This window comes from Dokdonia sp. (assembly GCF_039945015.1).
Taxonomy (GTDB): domain Bacteria; phylum Bacteroidota; class Bacteroidia; order Flavobacteriales; family Flavobacteriaceae; genus Dokdonia.
Genome location: NZ_JBDUXP010000031.1, coordinates 69,351 through 87,840, shown reverse-complemented (window position 1 = coordinate 87,840; position 18,490 = coordinate 69,351). Strand labels below are relative to the sequence as shown.

General features: G+C 33.6%; 14 protein-coding genes. 4 read left to right on the top strand and 10 right to left on the bottom strand.

Translation table 11 applies throughout. The features are described 5' to 3' along the window. Positions 1–43: 43 nt before the first annotated feature. From ABJD27_RS22545 to ABJD27_RS22535, 3 genes are all read right to left on the bottom strand, one after another. Positions 44–1,078 (bottom strand): LamG-like jellyroll fold domain-containing protein, encoded by a 1,035-nt coding sequence (locus ABJD27_RS22545; RefSeq protein ID WP_348169339.1) that lies wholly within the window; start codon positions 1,076–1,078, stop codon positions 44–46. Between the two features lie 184 nt (positions 1,079–1,262). Continuing rightward, the gene (locus ABJD27_RS22540; protein ID WP_348169342.1) at positions 1,263–3,806 is read right to left on the bottom strand and encodes a DUF5686 family protein; all 2,544 of its coding nucleotides are present in this window, start codon (positions 3,804–3,806) and stop codon (positions 1,263–1,265) included. 64 nt (positions 3,807–3,870) lie between these two features. Further along, positions 3,871–4,848 (bottom strand): pyruvate dehydrogenase complex E1 component subunit beta, encoded by a 978-nt coding sequence (locus ABJD27_RS22535; RefSeq protein ID WP_348169344.1) that lies wholly within the window; start codon positions 4,846–4,848, stop codon positions 3,871–3,873. A 248-nt stretch (positions 4,849–5,096) separates the two neighbouring features. On the opposite strand from ABJD27_RS22535, the gene ABJD27_RS22530 reads away from it, so the two are divergent. From ABJD27_RS22530 to ABJD27_RS22515, 4 genes are all read left to right on the top strand, one after another. Next, positions 5,097–5,837, top strand: coding sequence for an electron transfer flavoprotein subunit beta/FixA family protein (locus ABJD27_RS22530; RefSeq protein ID WP_348169347.1), 741 nt, complete (start codon positions 5,097–5,099; stop codon positions 5,835–5,837). A gap of 125 nt (positions 5,838–5,962) precedes the next feature. Then, entirely contained in the window at positions 5,963–6,931 is a 969-nt protein-coding gene (locus ABJD27_RS22525; protein WP_348169349.1) for an electron transfer flavoprotein subunit alpha/FixB family protein, read from the top strand. Positions 6,932–7,138: 207 nt separating this feature from the next. Continuing rightward, entirely contained in the window at positions 7,139–7,756 is a 618-nt protein-coding gene (locus ABJD27_RS22520; RefSeq protein WP_348169352.1) for a bifunctional nuclease family protein, read from the top strand. 9 nt (positions 7,757–7,765) lie between these two features. Then, positions 7,766–9,496 (top strand): nucleoside transporter C-terminal domain-containing protein, encoded by a 1,731-nt coding sequence (locus ABJD27_RS22515; RefSeq protein WP_348169355.1) that lies wholly within the window; start codon positions 7,766–7,768, stop codon positions 9,494–9,496. A 63-nt stretch (positions 9,497–9,559) separates the two neighbouring features. Here ABJD27_RS22515 and ABJD27_RS22510 read toward each other — a convergent pair whose 3' ends face one another. The 7 genes from ABJD27_RS22510 to ABJD27_RS22480 all read right to left on the bottom strand — a co-directional run bounded on the left by ABJD27_RS22510 (position 9,560) and on the right by ABJD27_RS22480 (position 18,263). Continuing rightward, on the bottom strand, positions 9,560–10,852 hold the full coding sequence (locus ABJD27_RS22510) for an HlyD family efflux transporter periplasmic adaptor subunit (protein WP_348169358.1): 1,293 nt from the start codon (positions 10,850–10,852) through the stop codon (positions 9,560–9,562). 17 nt (positions 10,853–10,869) lie between these two features. Then, complete coding sequence (locus ABJD27_RS22505) at positions 10,870–13,059, bottom strand: peptidase domain-containing ABC transporter (RefSeq protein WP_348169361.1); 2,190 nt, start codon at positions 13,057–13,059, stop codon at positions 10,870–10,872. A 28-nt stretch (positions 13,060–13,087) separates the two neighbouring features. After that, complete coding sequence (locus ABJD27_RS22500; protein ID WP_348169364.1) at positions 13,088–13,975, bottom strand: thiopeptide-type bacteriocin biosynthesis protein; 888 nt, start codon at positions 13,973–13,975, stop codon at positions 13,088–13,090. Further along, positions 13,968–16,202 carry a lantibiotic dehydratase family protein gene (locus tag ABJD27_RS22495; protein WP_348169367.1) on the bottom strand — a complete coding sequence of 745 codons (2,235 nt, stop codon included), beginning with the start codon at positions 16,200–16,202 and terminating at the stop codon, positions 13,968–13,970. Before ABJD27_RS22495 ends, ABJD27_RS22500 begins: the two co-directional genes overlap by 8 nt. 609 nt (positions 16,203–16,811) lie before the next feature. After that, a complete protein-coding gene (locus ABJD27_RS22490; RefSeq protein ID WP_348169370.1) occupies positions 16,812–16,964 on the bottom strand; it encodes a hypothetical protein in 153 nt (50 codons plus the stop codon). A 19-nt stretch (positions 16,965–16,983) separates the two neighbouring features. Continuing rightward, positions 16,984–17,529, bottom strand: a complete 546-nt coding sequence (locus ABJD27_RS22485) for a hypothetical protein (protein ID WP_348169372.1) — start codon at positions 17,527–17,529, stop codon at positions 16,984–16,986. A 65-nt stretch (positions 17,530–17,594) separates the two neighbouring features. Continuing rightward, positions 17,595–18,263 (bottom strand): hypothetical protein, encoded by a 669-nt coding sequence (locus tag ABJD27_RS22480; protein WP_348169375.1) that lies wholly within the window; start codon positions 18,261–18,263, stop codon positions 17,595–17,597. Positions 18,264–18,490: the final 227 nt, after the last annotated feature.

The following is an 18,490-nucleotide window of genomic DNA, read 5'->3' as shown; positions in this document are numbered from 1 at the left end:
TTTTGATCGGTCGTCAGGGCTAAAAACTACATTTTGAATATGTTTATTTCTTAATAATCTTTTTTGAAATTCTGACGTTATTTACAGTAGCTACCATAAAGTATATCCCCGTTGGAATCTCTGAGATATCAATCGAATTGTTTACAACACGTGTTTCTTTTATAGCACTCCCTAAGACATTATATAATGTAACATTTGTTTCTTCTAAATGAACTCCAGAAAATGAAATAATGCTCTCTGCAGGGTTTGGATATACTGAAAATTCTAACTGCACAACTTCATCTACAGAAAGTGTACAATCCAAATCTACACCACAAGCTACATCATCTATTTCTGGAACATCATCAGAAAATTGTGGTAAATCATTAGCTCCATTTGATCCTTCTCTATCTCCATGATTTTCATTTACATGACAATCTTGAACATCACAAGAAGAATTTGTCACATCCATTTTATAGTATCCTAGTAAATTGGTTTCATTACCAGATAACTCTGTCATATACGCAGTTGCAATTTCTTCAGTACTTCTTACACCACTCCAAACACGAAGTTCATCTATTTTACCATTAAAATGTTCTTGAGCTGTTCCATTATCAAAGTTTCCGATATGAGTTGGCGCACTTGTCGCTATTGTAGTAAGTTCTCCATCAGGATTTACAACACCTAGTGTTTCTGGTGCTCCGTTTACATATAATAATATTTCGTCTTCGCCATCAAAACTCATGGCTACATGATACCACGTATTAGTTTGTAATATTTGCTCCCCTTCTACATATCGCGTTTGTGTAAAAAATTCTGTAGAAATAAAGGCACTTAAAATTCCATCATCGGTCACTTGAAATCCCCAACCTCTAAATGATAATACGCCATTGCCAAGCTTTGCAATGATTTGTTGAAAAGAGCCAATAGAACTAATATTTATCCAAGCTTCTATGGTAAAACGGTCTGTTGCTTCAAAAGCAAAGTTTTGTTGTAAATCCACAAAATCATCCGTTCCATCAAAATCCAATGAATGATTTTGAGCCAGAGAGGTGAGTGTAAATACAATAAAAAAGAAATTAAGTAGTGTTTTTTTCATAACATAAATAGTATAAATCATTAAATGTATGAAGACACGTATGTCTCCTATAGTTTAAAAATCCTATTTATATCAGACAACCACAATAGCGATCACTAAAGCGTAGTCACCTATTTCATATTTGACTTGATTCAAATTAAATTAGTAACTCTAAGACGTTCTTTTGTAAGCGTCAAACACGCAATTAGAAAAAGAATCCAAACGATCCTGTGACACCAAAACTACGAGCATCTGGAAGGTCGTTATAATTTCCTCTAAAGTTCACATCTATACGGAAAACCTTAAAAATGTTACCAACTCCAAAACTATATTCAAAATAAGGTTCTGAGGTTGGTGCTATATCTTGGGGAGTTAGTGTCGAGATAGGCACATCGTTTTGGATAAAGCGTAAATTTTCAAAGGCCGGTCTATTTAAATCAATATTTTCTTGAGAGATATTACCTATTACACCGCGTATTCCTACAATTTCTCTAAGGTTTAATTTCTTTAAGAAAGGGATCCGAGAAAAGATACGTCCCCCAAAATTATGTTCTAGTTGAACAGAGGCATACTCGTCTGTTACAAATTCGTAGAAATTAAGTTGACTATAGGTATTAAAAATAGAGAATAGGGATTGATTTCCCGGCACTGGACTTAATAATGCAAGTGGTACTTCTCCAAAAGTTTTACCCACTTCTGTCGAAACATTTAACGTTCCAAAGCCTCCTACTCTAATTCCTTTTTTAAAGGAGAATTGAAGTCTGTCATATTCAAAATCACTATTTAATGTTCCTTCAAGGCCTCTTGTATAACTTAAGAAAAAACTAGGAAACCATTCATTAACCACACGTCTCTCTACCCCAAAACCAGATGTTTTTTTACCAGGCTCCCATATGGTTGTAAATACAATCTCTGCTTGATTAAGATCTGCTTTGGTTGTTGTTTGTGTTTCATCTATAAAATACTCAAGATTGAATGTCTCAGATGCAGACTCAAGACTTCTTAACGAGAAATCAGATCGAAATTTTAGATTGCGTATGGGTTCAATTTCAACTGCGACATTGGCCAATTTAATAGAGGTTAACTTGTCATTACTTGCTGTATTTACAAGTGATGACGAGGCAAGGTTTCTTCCTAAAACATCTCTAGACGTTGTAAGACTTGCTCCTATTTGCTCTACATCTTGTCGATATCCTCCAGAAAAAATCAATCGGCTTTTCTTATCGACAAGCCATTTTGAAGAGGCACCAAATTTGAATTTCTGATCTTTAAATCCATATGCAACAAATCCCTCGGCTCTCCATAAGTCATTTTGCCCAAAGTATGTACGAGCTCCTGTACGTATTCGTAAACCTTCTACTTCGTTAAATCCAAATGTAGAAAAGATAGGTCCATAATCTAAGTTAAGACTAGGAAACTCCCAATACCCTGATGCTAAGACAGATCCAAGGTTATATAAATTTCTAAATTTCTTTACTGTTTTAAGCGTATCGAGCATTTTATACACTCCTTTCTCATCTGCACTTAATGCTTCTTTTCTATTCTCTTCCCAAAAAGCATCATCTCTATTATAGACATCCTTGTCATAATAATAGACTTCCTTCTCATAAAATTCTTTGTCTTTCTTCTCGTTAAAAATATAATTATCATATAGCGTTGTACGCTTACCGTAAAGACCTCTCGACTCTTCTTTTTTTCTAAAAGCAAAGTCAGACAAGAAATAATCACGCTTTAATAAGAAGGTAGTATCATTTACAATATCAAATTCTTGCTCTAAGTAGATTTCCTTGACCCAGTTAATGTTTGCACTCTTTGAGAGTTGCATATTGATTTCTTTAATTGCCCAGGTAGAATCATTTACCCAAAAATCTCCTTTAAATGTAAGTTCATTAGAACGTCTAGGGTAATAAATAATATTATAACACCATTTTTTATCTATATAAGCACTGTCTGCCAAGACATAATTATAGGTTTGTATTCCTGTCCTACTTATAGGGCTTGTAAATGTTTTATCAAAAAACTTAAGGTAATTTTGATACACATCATAGTCATTATAAAGATCTTTTACAAAACCAATAATGGTTTGATTTTCATTAAATCCACTATTCTTATTACCAAGTAAGTCTTCTTTTTCCTTTTTAGATTCGTTGTCCCCATATACTTTTGAGACTGCTTCATTTACAAAAATTGGTAAATAGGTTTTTCCAGTAACTCTAGATGTATCAGTTTGATCAAAAATAAACTCCATCCCTCTAAAGAGACGACTATTTATTAATGCACTATCTATGGTATTAAGGTCAAATTCTATCTTCTCATACTTATCATACTCGTATTGTTTAAACTGTCTAAGACCGTTTTGTTTTTTTCGAGACCAGATTTTACGAAGGATATCAATCGCTGGATTATTCTTTTTTGAAGTCTTTCCTGAGTAAATAACCACTTCATCCATCGCCGCTGCTTCTTGGGGAAGCACAATCTTCATATCATAATTTACACGAGATGTAAGTGTTATTTCTTTTTCTGTAAAACCTATAAAAGAAATACGGATTTTTTCCCAAGTAGTTTCTGATTCTAGATAAAAACGACCATTCTCATTTGTAATCGTTCCTTCATTAGATCCCACATAAATCACATTTGCAAATGGAACGGGATTATCTTGTTCATCATAAACAACGCCACTTACTTTGGTCTGAGCGACCATTACAAATGGGAAAAGTAGTACGAGTAGTAGTATTCTATATGTATTCATAAATAAAATAAAAGCCTCATTAATAAGATTAATGAAGCTCAATATAATAACGTTAACGTAGCGATTACCTATATAGTACTTTTTTAACAGCTTTTATTACATCTTCACTGTTAGGTAACCATTCTTTCAGTAATACTGGAGAATATGGTGCTGGCGTATCTGCTGTGTTAATTTTTATAATAGGTGCATCTAAATAATCAAAAACTTGTTCTTGTACTTGGTACGTAATTTCTGTCGAAACATTACCAAATGGCCATGCTTCTTCAAGAATTACGAGGCGATTTGTTTTCTTTACCGAGTCCATAATGGCTTTATGATCCATAGGACGCACGGTTCGTAAATCTATAATCTCACAAGAAATATCTTCTTTTGCTAGCTCATCTGCTGCTTTGTATGCTTCTTTTATGATTTTACCAAAAGATACGATAGTTACATCTGTTCCTTCTCTTTTGATATCTGCAACTCCAATAGGTAATACATATTCTCCATCAGGCACTTCTCCCTTATCTCCATACATTTGTTCTGACTCCATAAAAATCACAGGGTCATTATCACGTATTGCTGCTTTTAAAAGTCCTTTTGCATCATAAGGGTTTGAAGGCACAATCACTTTAAGTCCTGGTGTATTTGCAAACCAATTTTCAAAAGCTTGAGAATGTGTCGCTCCTAACTGACCGGCAGATGCTGTAGGTCCTCTAAAAACAATAGGACAAGGAAACTGTCCTCCAGACATTTGTCTGATCTTTGCTGCATTATTTATAATTTGATCTATTCCAACGAGCGAAAAGTTAAAAGTCATATACTCAACGATAGGACGACATCCAGTCATTGTACTTCCTACGCCTATACCTCCAAAGCCAAGTTCGGCAATAGGAGTATCTATAACGCGGTCTTCACCAAACTCATCTAGCATTCCTTTTGAAGCTTTATAAGCTCCATTATATTCGGCGACTTCCTCACCCATTAAGTATACAGATTCATCACGACGCATTTCTTCGCTCATCGCTTCACATACCGCTTCTCTAAATTGGATTGTTCTCATCAAATATTGTACTTTAAAATAGGGTAACAAAAGTAAGCATTTATCATTGCTCTATAAATTGCTTTTTTATAAAATTTTACTATGCGCGCATAGTAAAATTAAGTTTTTTACCGTACTTTTGCTACGAAAACGAAATAGTAAAGATATTCTTTTATGTTTTTTTTACAAAAAGTATGTGATGTTCTTTTATTACTTTCGACAGATATTTTAAAACCACAGAATACTTAAATATTAAATTCTAAATTCTTATGAAAATATTAGTGTGTATAAGTCACGTACCAGATACTACTTCTAAGATTAATTTTACAGATAATGATACTCAGTTTGACACCAATGGTGTTCAATTTGTTATAAACCCAAATGATGAGTTCGGACTTACCCGTGCGATGTGGTTTAAAGAAAAGCAAGGTGCTTCTGTAGACGTTATAAATGTAGGAGGATCAGAAACAGAACCTACATTACGTAAAGCACTTGCCATAGGAGCAGACACCGCTATTCGTATAAATACCGAAGCAAAAGATGGTCTTCAAGTTTCTAAAGAGCTTGCTACTGTTGTAAAGAATGGTGCATATGACCTTGTTATTGCAGGTCGTGAATCTATAGATTATAATGGAGGTATGGTTCCTGGAATGCTTGCTGGACTTATAGGTGCAAACTTTGTAAACACCTGTATCAGTCTAGAAGTAGATGGAAATAATGCAACGGCAATACGTGAGATTGATGGAGGTAAAGAAACTGTTGCTACAACACTTCCTCTAGTGATTGGAGGACAAAAAGGACTTGTAGAAGAAAGTGATCTCCGTATTCCAAATATGAGAGGGATTATGATGGCTCGTAAAAAGCCACTTAATGTTCTTGAACCTACAGGTGTTTCGGCAGATACAACGACTGTTTCTTTTGAAAAACCAGCTCCTAAAGGCGCTGTAAAGCTTGTAGATAATGTAGATGCGCTTATTGATTTATTACATAACGAAGCAAAAGCAATCTAAAATAATTAATTTCAAGAGGTATACGCTTTCGCGAAAGCGTACTCATAATTAAAAAACAAATACAAGGTTGCTATTTAAAATCTATGCTTGTCATAAAAAAGCAATCTTTAAAAAATATACAAATTATGTCAGTTTTAGTATATACAGAATCAGAAAACGGTACTTTTAAAAAAACAGCTTTTGAAGTAGCTAGTTATGCAAAAGGTGTTGCAGATATGATGGGAACTACAGTTACTGCCGTTTCTATACACGGAGGTGATGCTGGAGCTCTAGGAGCTTATGGGGTAGATAAAGTATTAAATATAAACGATGCAAATCTAGAAGGATTTAATGCGGCGGCGTATGCAAAAGCGATTGCACAAGCTGCAAAAGCAGAAGGATCTTCTGTTGTTGTTGTAAGTCAAACAGCAGATGCAAAATATGTAGCTCCTTTACTTGCTACACAACTAGAAGCAGGATATGCTTCTAATGTTGTTGCACTTCCAGAAAGTACAGCTCCATTTAAAGTAAAACGTACTGCTTTTACAAACAAAGCTTTTAATCAAACTGAGATTGCTACTGCTACAAAAATAGTAGGCCTTGGTAAGAATGCATATGGTCTTAAAGAAAATAGTGGCGCAGCTGCAACAGAAGATTTTGCTGTAAACTTTGACGATGCAGATTTTGGAGTAAAAGTACAGTCTATAGACAAAGCTTCTGACAAAGTATCTATCGCCGATGCTGAGATTGTTGTCTCTGCAGGTCGTGGTCTTAAAGGTCCTGAAAATTGGGGAATGATAGAAGAAATGGCAGAAATTCTTGGAGCTGCAACTGCATGTTCTAAACCAGTATCTGATTTAGGATGGAGACCTCACGGAGAACACGTAGGACAAACTGGAAAACCAGTAGCATCAAATCTTTATATTGCTATCGGTATTTCTGGAGCAATACAACATCTTGCAGGTATTAACTCATCAAAAATAAAAGTAGTAATCAATAGCGATCCAGAAGCTCCTTTCTTTAAAGCTGCAGATTATGGTATTGTAGGTGATGCTTTTGAAATTGTACCTCAACTTAATGAAAAATTAAAAGCTTTTAAAGCAGCTAATAGTTAAGTCATTCTTGATATAAACACATTAAAATAGGTGAAGGTTGCACAATCTTCACCTATTTTTAATTAACAGCTATATAGTGAGTTCAAGGCTTTATCATTAAGCAGATTGCATATTTCTACAGAAATTCAATCTATTTCCTTTAAAAAACACGAACTCGTTGTTATATAAGCTTCAAAACTCAATTAACTTTTATTACTTTTACCAACTATGAGTTTAGTACGTTTAAACATAAAAGGGATTTCCTATAGTCAAACACAAAATGGAGCCTATGCCCTTATCTTGAGCGAAGTAGATGGAGATCGCAAATTACCCATTGTTATTGGTGCTTTTGAAGCTCAATCTATAGCTATTGCTTTAGAAAAAGAAATACGCCCGCCAAGACCTCTTACTCATGATCTTTTTAAAAATTTTGCAGATCGTTTTGACATTGTTATAAAACAAGTGATTATTCATAAACTTGTAGATGGTGTCTTTTACTCTAGTATTATTTGTGAGCGAGATAAAATAGAAGAAATTATTGATGCACGTACAAGTGATGCTATCTCATTAGCTTTACGTTTTCAGGCGCCTATATTTACTTACAAAAACATTCTAGACAAAGCAGGTATCTTCTTAAAAGGCAATACCGATCCAGAAGAGTTTACAGATGATGATGAAGTTCTTATGGATGAAATCATTCTTGAAGAAGAAGAATTACTTACTGGCGACAATGATTTCCAAAAAATGCCGCTTAAAGAATTAAACATTCAACTTGAACAAGCTGTAAACAATGAAGATTACGAGCTTGCTGCTAAAATAAGAGACGAAATTTCAAAACGTAATTAAAATCTATCTATGCGCAACTTTATCCTGGCAGTAGTAGCCATTGTGTTTTCTACCTGTTCCCTTTGGAGTCAAACCGAAGAAAAAACGTGGTCTTTTCAACAAATCACAGATGCTACAGGCACGGATCTTTTTGCCATTGACTCAACTAAAGATTCGCTTTCTCTACAAGAAGGTCATTTTTCATATAGCCTTTCGGCGAAAGATAATTTACAGGCTTCGGGAGATTATATAAAGCAAAACAATCTTCTGGTCTTTTTTTACAATACACCTAATGATACCATAAGACGTTACAGAATACAAACATTAACTGACTCAACACTTGCATTTTCTGAGCAAGGAGTGACGTATCGTTTTAATGGAAAAACATCTCCACAAGGTATAGCTCAGGCAGAAATAACAACTGCTGAAGCTACAGCTCCTAAGGTAATTCCTTCTCAAGGTTTTTCCGTAAACAGCTTGCTTAGAGGGATTTTAGGGATGGTTACTTTGTTATTTATTGCGTTTCTTTTTAGTAATAACAGAAAAGCCATTAACTGGAAAACGGTTGGTCTTGGACTTGCGCTTCAACTCATTATAGCTGTGGGCGTTTTAAAAGTACCTTTTATACAAAGTATCTTTGAAACTATAGGGAAAGTATTTATACAGATTCTTGATTTTACAAGGGCAGGAAGTAAATTCCTTTTTGAAGGATTAGTGGTAGACATGGACACTTTTGGGTTCATTTTTGCATTTCAAGTGCTTCCTACCATCATTTTCTTCTCTGCATTAACATCGCTTTTATTTTATCTCGGGATTATCCAATGGGTCGTGAAAGCTTTTGGATGGTTACTCTCAAAATTTCTAGGCATTTCTGGAGCTGAGAGTTTAAGTGTTGCTGGAAATATATTCTTAGGGCAAACGGAAGCGCCACTTCTTATAAAAGCATATTTAGAAAAAATGAATAAGTCCGAGATTCTTCTTGTGATGATCGGAGGAATGGCAACGGTTGCTGGAGCTGTTCTTGCAGCTTACATAGGTTTTTTAGGTGGAGACGACCCCGCATTGCGATTAGTATTTGCAAAGCATTTACTCGCAGCTTCTGTGATGGCTGCTCCTGGAGCGATTGTGATTTCAAAAATCTTATACCCACAAACAGAATCTATTAATACAGATGTAAAAGTATCTTCAGAAAAAATAGGATCAAATGTTCTAGATGCTATCGCAAATGGAACTACCGAAGGTTTAAAACTAGCCGTAAATGTAGGAGCGATGCTACTCGTTTTTGTCGCTTTTATTGCGATGTTAAACTATATTTTAGGCTTAGTTGGGAGTGTTACTTCTGTAAATGATTGGATGGCTGCAAATACAAACTATCCTGCACTTTCGCTTGAAGCTATTCTAGGAACCATATTTGCTCCCTTAATGTGGCTTATTGGCGTCGCTAAAGAAGATATCACAATGATGGGACAATTGCTAGGTATAAAACTTGCCGCGAGTGAATTTGTAGGTTATATACAACTAGCAGATTTAAAAAACACAGCAAACGCTGTTCATTTAAATTATGAGAAATCTATCATTATGGCTACTTATATGTTATGCGGTTTTGCAAACTTTGCCTCTATTGGTATCCAAATAGGCGGTATCGGTTCTCTGGCTCCTGGGCAACGTAAAAATCTTTCTAAATTTGGAATGAAAGCGCTCATAGGTGGATCTATAGCTTCCTTAATTTCTGCAACCATTGCAGGGATGATTCTTGGATAAAAGAGTTTCTAGAAAAAAGTATTTAAAAAATTTTATGCTTTCGCGAAAGCGTAAAAGAGTAAATTACCTCTTAAAGATATTACGTAATTGGTAGAAGAAACGCTCTATTAATCTAAGGTCTTCTGTCACGATATCAGCAGTACCTCTCATTTCCTGTTGGAAATCTATTTCTTTATTAAAGGTTGTAATCAAAGTCTCTGGAAGTGAAACGTCAATAGCATACATCCCTTCCTCATCTGCAATTACAGACATCTTAGTAATCTTCCCTTCTAGAGTTCCAAACTCTTCATCAGGATAATTGGAAAGCCGTATAATAACATCTTGTCCTACTTTGATTTTTCCTGAGTTTTGGGCAGGTGTTTTTAATTTTGCTATATACTCTGCACCGTCTTTAGGAATTACTGTAAAAACAATATCACCAGTGTTTACCGTTTGATTCTCACTCCAAAAATTTAAAAAAGAAACTTTCCCTTCAAGATTAGACGTTAAGGCATATTGAAGTTCCCAGTCTTTAATGCTTTTTTTAAGCCTATTAAGGGATTGTATAACTCCTATTAACATGGTTCTTTCTTCTCTAGCACCATCAATTTCTGTTCCTTTAGCAGTACTTTGAGCACTACTTACACCTTCTATTAATTGAGATATTGAAGCATCCATGCTCTTAAAGTTACGTTCGGATTGTAAAAATCCAATCCTTGAACTTTCTAATGTTGTTGCAGCGATAACACCATTGTCAAAAAGATCTTGATCGCGATCTAAATCCTTTCTTGCCAATTCTAATTCTTTTCTATTAATTTCTCGTTGCGCTTTCATATTCTCTAAACGATTACGAGTTTGAGAAATGGAAATACGATTTGCTATCGCTCGATTAGAAAATGGCCGATACTCTCTATTCAATTCATAAACAATATAACTATTTACAAAAAGTGCATAATCTGCCTCTATATTTCCTAAAGAAAATATTGGCATCTTCTCATAAGGAAAATAGAAAGATTCATTTTGTAATGATATCGTATCTAATACTGATTTGAGTTTATATATATCTTCATAATTTGCTGTGTTTTCTATAACAGCTAGTATTTGTCCTTTAGTCACTTCTTGATTATCTTCTACTAATATGGCAGAGAATCTTCCTGTACTCTTAGCAAATTCTTTTTGCGGAGGTATCTGGGTTGTAATAATTGCTTCTGAAGGAATGATGTCTGGATATCTTATAAACCAAGAAATCACAAGTAACATAATTATCAAACCTAAAAACAACGCGCTTCCCCACTGTATCATCCAGTTGGGTGCTTGTGTTAGGATTTCTTGTACCTCTTCACTACGTAATTCTATGTCTTCTAATTGATCTGGCATTACCTATGTATTCTTTTTTAACTCCCTAGTTCTAATTGGTTCTTTACTAAGTTATAATAATATCCCTTTTCTTTTGTTAATGTAGCGTGATTCCCTACTTCTACAATTTTACCTTGATCTAGTACTACAATTTGATCTGCATTTTTTACAGTACTTAATCGGTGTGCAATAACAATAGCTGTTCTATTTTTAAAAAACTCATCTAGTTTTTCCATAATTACTTTTTCGTTATTTGCATCTAAGGCACTTGTTGCCTCATCAAAAAACAAGAAATGAGGGTCCTTATATACCGCTCTTGCAATAAACAAACGTTGTTTTTGTCCTGTACTTAACCCTACTCCTTCCATACCAATTTTGGTATTATATGATAAAGGCAAAGACTCTATAAATTCTTTAATATTTGCTACATCAACAGCATGGGCTAGTTTCTTCTTATCTACATAATCATCGCCTACTGCAATATTATTTGCAATCGTATCATTAAAGACATATCCTTCTTGCATTACTACTCCACAAGCTGCTCTCCAAGAATATTGAGATACGTTTTGTAAATCTGAAGCGCCTACTTTTATCTGTCCTTCATTAGGTTCATAAAATTTGAGTAAAAGTTTCATAAGCGTTGTTTTACCACTACCACTTACTCCTACAATAGCTGTTACTTTATTTGCAGGGATATGTAAACTTAGACCATTGAGAACCATAACATCCGACCCTATATATCTAAAAGAGACATCGGTAATATCAAAATCTGCATCTGTAGGAATATCTGTGATTTTTGTATCCTCTTCACTTTCTTCGTCTTCTTTATTGTGAATTTCTCCGAGACGATCTAACGAGATACGAGCATCTTGCAACTCTCTTATAAAGCTTATTAATTGTGATATAGGAGAGTTAAGCTGCCCCACGATATACGTGATAGCAAGCATAATTCCAATAGTAATATCTCCATCTATTACAAGTTTTGCAGAAAGAACTGTAATAAAGATATTTTTCAATTCATTAATAAAGCTTGATCCTACACTTTGGTATTGTTCTAAGGCTAGTCCTTCTATTGATATTTTAAAAAGACGTGCTTGCATAAATTCCCAAGACCATCTTTTTTGTTTTTCTGCATTATGGAGTTTGATTTCCTGCATCCCATTAATAAGTTCAATCACTTTACTTTGTTCTTGACTTACTTGTGAGAATCGTTTGTAATCTAGATCTGCTCTTTTTTTAAGAAAAATAACAATCCAAAGAAAATATAGTACACTTCCTATCAAGAAAATTCCAAATATCTGAAGGCTATAAAATGCAAGCACAAACCCAAAAACAATAAGGTTTACCATAGAAAACAACACGTTAAGTGATGATGTGGTTAAAATACGTTCTATACGTCTATGGTCATTAATACGTTGTAAAATATCTCCTGTCATACGTACATCAAAAAATGATATAGGTAGGTTCATTAACTTAATGAAGAAATCAGAAATCAGGGAAATATTAATCCGTGTACTTAAGTGTAGTAAAATCCAGCTCCGTATCACCTCTACTGCTGTTCTTCCAAAGAACAGGGAGACTTGCGCTATTAAAATCAAATAAATAAAATTGATATCCCTTGTTTTAATACCTACATCGACAATACTTTGGGTTAAAAAAGGAAAGACAAGTTGTAATAAACTTCCTGCTAAAAGTCCAATAATAAGTTGGACAATAAACTTTTTATATCTGAAAACATATTTAAATATAAATGCAAACCCAAAGTTCTTTTTTTCTTCACCAAAATGTTCTTCAAAAAACTTTGGTGTTGTTTCTAGTAATAGTGCAATTCCTTCTGCAGTAGCATCTGTCGCATTATTTCCTATCCAGTATTTAAGAAGTTCTTCTTTGGTGTATTTTAAAATACCATGTGCTGGATCTGATATGTGATACAAACCTCTTGATATTTTAAAAAGAACTACATAGTGGTTTTTATTCCAGTGTAAAATACAAGGTAGTGGTACTTCCTGTAATTGTTCTAGTGTAATTTTTACGCCTAGTGTCCGAAAGCCCATTTTTTCGGCAGCATTACTTATACCTAATAGGCTACTACCCGATCTAGTGGTCTCACTAAGGCTACGTAATAATTGAATAGGGATAGGCTTTTTATAATATTTAGCAATAATCTTAAGGCATGTGGGGCCACAATCTTTACTATCTGCTTGTTTATAAAAAGGAAACTTCTTCAAAATGTATACGTCTATTATTTACTAATTATTATTTCTTCTTATTCTTAAATGTTCTAATACCCCAAGCTACTTTATAATGCCTGTATAGAAGATCGTAAACAACCATTTCGTGCAATCTGTTTTTTGATCTAAACATTCTATTCATAAGCATATGCGCATAACTACCCAAATAGTTATCTATCATCGCACTTTCTGCTGTTTTTTTAAGCGATGCGATTGTTGCTTCACTTTGTTCGCTTTTGTAAGCCAGTAATTCCAAAAGTGGTTCATATTCTGGTTTATCTTCTGCTTTAAAGTCTATAAAGAAAGTTATTTTTTCTCTTTTTGCACGGAATTTTTCATCCAATTGTTTCTTCAAAAACTTATTCATTCCAAATTCTAATCCGAAGCCAGTTTTTAAGCGTTCCATGAAGGCTAATTTTTGATCTTCTGAGTATCCAAAATCAGCTAGCATTTTGTCTAATGCTCGTATGGCAAAAAGCCACCTGAGCTCTTCCCCTTCTTCTCCATCTACCATATCTAAAAACTGAACAATCATATCACTTTCGTATGAAAATAATTGTTCTGCTTCTTCTATATGACTTTCTCCATATCGCTCGATCTCTCTTTGATAGGTGTCTAGCTGTATTTTCCAGATTAGGTCCGCTTTCGCGAAAGCGGATAACCCCTTATACATCATCTTCATAACCTTCCCTATCGCGTCATCATGTTTACAATGAAAACGCACTCTAATATGATGCTTAGGATCTGAGTATCGTATAAAAAACCATTGATCAATATGTCCTTGTTCTGTGAGCGTCTCTACAATGGGTTTTATGCCTTGCGTAAGTATTGCATCTGAGGTCTTAGTTCCTGTGTATATTTTATAATACACCCACGAATCACCTGGTATGAATGTGCGTTGTATACTAGACATCTGATTGTTGTTTTAAAAGGGTTTCATTATAAAAAGACAAAATAACTTGATTTGTAAAAGCAGCATTCCCATCGGAAACAAAACTTTCTTCTGTATGTAAAAACTCTTTTAATGTAAAACTCATTCGTTTTTTAACTGTTGATAGCAACATCTGTACGCTAGTACTATTTTTCATATTGATTAACAGCTCATTATCGCTTTCTTTGAGCAACACAAATTGTGGTAGCTGTCTCTCCTTTATAAACAGTTCTAAATTCTCCGAAAAGTTACCCATGTTTTTTTGAGAATTTTGCAAAATAGTTATATCCTCTTTTGAAATATTCCATGTTTTGGGAGAAAGAATCACTCCTTTATAGACAACTCTAGGTAAAAAAGGAAAATCTCCTTCATAGGGTCCCCAACCAAAACTCATCCCACTTCTTTTGTTCTGGCTTTGCATATTTGCCAAGAATTGATAAATAGGTAATGCGCCGCTAGAATAGTTATGTGCGTTGCTTAAATGAGGGATTACTTCTTTGTCATATTTTTTTGATCGTAAGACCATACGATCTCTCTTTGCAGATAGCATTAAATCGTCTATAGGCAGTTGTGCTTCTGTAGGTAATACAGATTTTGCTAGGTACGGGATTTCATAATCTCTTAATGCTGGTCGCATGAGTATATTTCCTACTCGTGATTCTGGAAGATGAACGATTTCTGCTAGTAATTTATTTGCATTACATTGTTTTTCTACTGCTACAATTTCTTTTACATATTCATGAATATCTGAGTCACTATGGCAAAAGCGTCCTAATAAATTTGCGGCGCTCGATCCGCCAGCGCTTGACATAATTACGTGTTCTTCTCCATCTACTTTAATCACCTCAACCATCGTAGATATGGTATCTGGGAGATCATTCCAATTTTCTTCAAAATCTTCAAAATCTGCATCAAGAAGCGTTATTATTTGCTGGTCTTCTTTTAAAGATTTTAATAATTTCTTATGTAAAATGTCATGTACTGTATTCAATTTAAGATCTCTTGAGGCAAAATTTGATCGTTTCCCAGGAAGTATAATATCATCTACCAAAGCACTTACATCACCAGAGTCTTTATTTTGAATAAATCCTATTCCTAACTCGACATCTAAGGCTTGTGATAATGGGACTTCCCTATCTTCATAACGCTCTTGAAATGCCGATTTAAATTGTGACAAGTATGTTTCTTGTGGTAATGGTGTAATCTTATTGAGTAATCGCATCGCACGTCTCACCTTAAAAATCACTTGCTTATTCAAGATATTTTCTTGAGGTGTCAAAGACATATCTGTTTGAAATAAATACTTTAATTCAAACCCTGTATTTAAGGTTTCTAAAGAGGTACTGATATCTATATAATCACTTGGTAGATTTCCTATTTTAGTATCTAGTTTTTCTATACTTGTTTGTGTATTTTCTAACTTTTCTACAAGTTTGTTTGTTCCTTTTTGTTGTTTTAGAATTGGGATAATTTGATCTGTAAATTCTGGTCCCGATACAGAAGGTTCTAGTTCACTCACCAATAGCTGACTATTCACAAGTTCTTCTATAAAACCAGCAGCTACTTCTAATGTAATCTCATCATCTACTAAGCATTGCGAGAGTATTTCTAGCGTTGCTCCAGTATTTGCACGATCTAATACCTTTTGTAAGTATTCAGAATGTTGTACTCCAACAATATGATGCATCCTACGACTATTCTCATAATGGTACTCTACATATCTTAACTGTTCTCCTGCTCTATAAATACTAGTATTGGGGTAAAAATGAAGTTGTTTTCTTATGTTTTCATCTTTTACAATATCTTGAGACAACGCGACTAAGTAGTTCATATCAAGACGTGTATGACGTCCATTTTGATTTGTGTTTTTTAATACGATCGTTGTTTTATCATCAAAAGTACCTACGGCTGTTCCTGCAAATAATCCAAAAGGAGTACAACGAGATGACATCCTACTCAAATATTTGAGGATGGAGTGTGTCATACGCTCACGATCATTAGCATTTGTAAGGTTTCCGTCTAGCCATTTTTCAAAAGCAGTATATAATGATGGAGACGCAAGGAAAAGAGCTTCTTTAATGTGATTTTCTTGGCAGGCTTCTTTAAGTGTTTCTTGTGTTAATACTAACTCTTGGGTAAGCTCAAGAAAAAAAGAAAGAGGAAGTAATGGAGTCCTTAGAACGTATTTAGGAAAATGGGTGTATTGCATTCTATAATGCGCTATTATTTTATATTAATTTCGTTTCAAAAAGTTAATTACCAATATACTAGAATATATCGATCTAAGCTAATTGTTTTTTTATTTAACCACAACTATTTACAATTCGCCTTTATTCATTTCATTTTTGTTTATTCTTCCTTTTTTAAGGTTTTTTAGCCCCTCTTGTAAATATAATTTGAAATATACATCAAGTCTGTAGTACAATCAAAATTAGGGTGCCTAATTTTAAACAAAATACAGTACCCTTTTCATCAATTTTAAGGTAGTATTTCCTTTTAAATTTTCTACATTCTTGATACGATAAGATGGATTAATTCCTACCCATACGTCTAGTTTATAAAACATATAAAAATCAATAGATTAAAACAATATGATGTTATGGTTTTATTAGAAAAAACCATTAAGGTGATGTGTATCACATGTTTTTAAATACAATTATTATATCAGGATATGGTATATACGCTTTCGCGAAAGCGTATACAAAAGCAATTATCTAATAGATCGTTTTTACTTATCTGCAGAATTCAACAAAAAACCCATTCCCTTTAATAATAAAGAAAATGGGTCTCATCAATTAATAATTAGAAGAATTACTTATCAACCACAAGCTATAAGCCAAGAAATTAAATAATCTTTCAATGGCTCAATTGAAGGTGCGATTTCTCCTCCTTGGAGTGTTTTTAGATGATCAGGTTGTATTTTTGAAATGGTCATCTTTTTTAGATCAATAGATTTTTCTTTTTTTTTCATCGTATTATATATTTAAAGATTAACATAATGCGCAGTATGCAGCTATAGCTGCAGCTGCTGTACCTGGGTTTGTATTTCTGAATATACATCCAGGTAGAGTATCACATAATGCATTCCACTCGCTAACAAAACAATCTTCAAAACTATCTTCACTTGCAATGCTTGGGCATGGAAATCTCTGCCCTGCATATATGGTATTTGAATAATCATTGACTATTTGAACAAATTCTTGTTTTGAAAGAGATGTTTCAGACACTGTATCCATAAACTCTAAAGATTTTAACTCTCCATAATCAGTTACATTTATAGTAATAGTTACTATCTTATTATTAATTCTATTACCAGACATTTGATACTGCTCTTCTACTTTTTCAACTTTTAATTTCCTACCATCTGAGTATAGTAATTCAAAGTTTTCATTTCCTAAATCTTTCATAGAAATCGCAAACTTTTCTTCTAAAATCTGAGTTAACTCTTCATTTTGGGTTTCTGTAACTACGCTTTGTTCAACCAATAATTCGTCTGTATTTTCGTCTTTAGAACAAGAGAAAATAAAAGTTATCATAATCAAAAGAGGTAGTATTTTAAAAAAAGATCTCATAATCTATATTTTTTTAAAATTTATATGAATTAATGAACTATACAATGAGCGAGTGCACAAGAAGCTATCGCTGCTAGTGGTATTTCTGGTCCTGCAAATGAAAGAACAATTAATGCTACAGAAGCCCAGCCTTGATCTTCATATAGTGAAGTTACGCAAGTAGCTGTATCATCACCACAATTATCAAAAGTTGATTTATCTGTTGGAATTTCATAACTAACTTGTTGTGTAGTATTATCTGCAATTATAGAAATAATTAAGTTGTCATTAGCATCATAATAGTTCATAACGCCTACATCTTCACTTTCATTTTCAACTATCAATTTCACACCTGCAAAACCCTCTCCATTTTCATATAACCCTAAAAACGAATTGGAATCATTAATACTAGGAACAGAGTATGAAACAACTTCTGAATCTTCTGAAGTTATTTCAGAAACTTCTGACCAATTATATTCATCTGATGTACTTCTTCCTTTAGAAAATGTACCAAAACTCTTTTTTAAATCATTGATTACATTTACATCGCTTACAATAGTAGTTTTATACTTTTCTTTATCTAAGGCTCCTATTGCTTCTTCATTAGTAATCACGTCTATATTTGCGGTTTCATCTACTACAAGTAATTCTTCTTGTTCTTCACTACAGGATACAAATCCTATTAAAGCTAATATTGCTATTTGAAATATTCTTTTCATAATTAAAATTTTATAAATTAAATTGATTTTATTGTTCGAACACTACAAATATGAATTGCATTTTTAACCTTCACAATTCACGTATAACGGTTTTCATGAATTTTGAATTCGTTTTTCATGAATTTTGACATTGCTTTTCATCATTGATTTCTGATTTATAAATCACTATCAATGTATACAATACAGCTAATCCTTCAGTAAATTTTGATCGGAATACACATAGCATA

Bases quoted from the DNA above. Each gene is read 5' to 3' on its own strand.
- ABJD27_RS22545 (WP_348169339.1), bottom strand. From the start codon at position 1,078: ATGAAAAAAACACTACTTAATTTCTTTTTTATTGTATTTACACTCACC.
- ABJD27_RS22540 (WP_348169342.1), bottom strand. From the start codon at position 3,806: ATGAATACATATAGAATACTACTACTCGTACTACTTTTCCCATTTGTA.
- ABJD27_RS22535 (WP_348169344.1), bottom strand. From the start codon at position 4,848: ATGAGAACAATCCAATTTAGAGAAGCGGTATGTGAAGCGATGAGCGAA.
- ABJD27_RS22530 (WP_348169347.1), top strand. From the start codon at position 5,097: ATGAAAATATTAGTGTGTATAAGTCACGTACCAGATACTACTTCTAAG.
- ABJD27_RS22525 (WP_348169349.1), top strand. From the start codon at position 5,963: ATGTCAGTTTTAGTATATACAGAATCAGAAAACGGTACTTTTAAAAAA.
- ABJD27_RS22520 (WP_348169352.1), top strand. From the start codon at position 7,139: ATGAGTTTAGTACGTTTAAACATAAAAGGGATTTCCTATAGTCAAACA.
- ABJD27_RS22515 (WP_348169355.1), top strand. From the start codon at position 7,766: ATGCGCAACTTTATCCTGGCAGTAGTAGCCATTGTGTTTTCTACCTGT.
- ABJD27_RS22510 (WP_348169358.1), bottom strand. From the start codon at position 10,852: ATGCCAGATCAATTAGAAGACATAGAATTACGTAGTGAAGAGGTACAA.
- ABJD27_RS22500 (WP_348169364.1), bottom strand. From the start codon at position 13,975: ATGTCTAGTATACAACGCACATTCATACCAGGTGATTCGTGGGTGTAT.
- ABJD27_RS22495 (WP_348169367.1), bottom strand. From the start codon at position 16,202: ATGCAATACACCCATTTTCCTAAATACGTTCTAAGGACTCCATTACTT.
- ABJD27_RS22490 (WP_348169370.1), bottom strand. From the start codon at position 16,964: ATGAAAAAAAAAGAAAAATCTATTGATCTAAAAAAGATGACCATTTCA.
- ABJD27_RS22485 (WP_348169372.1), bottom strand. From the start codon at position 17,529: ATGATAACTTTTATTTTCTCTTGTTCTAAAGACGAAAATACAGACGAA.
- ABJD27_RS22480 (WP_348169375.1), bottom strand. From the start codon at position 18,263: ATGAAAAGAATATTTCAAATAGCAATATTAGCTTTAATAGGATTTGTA.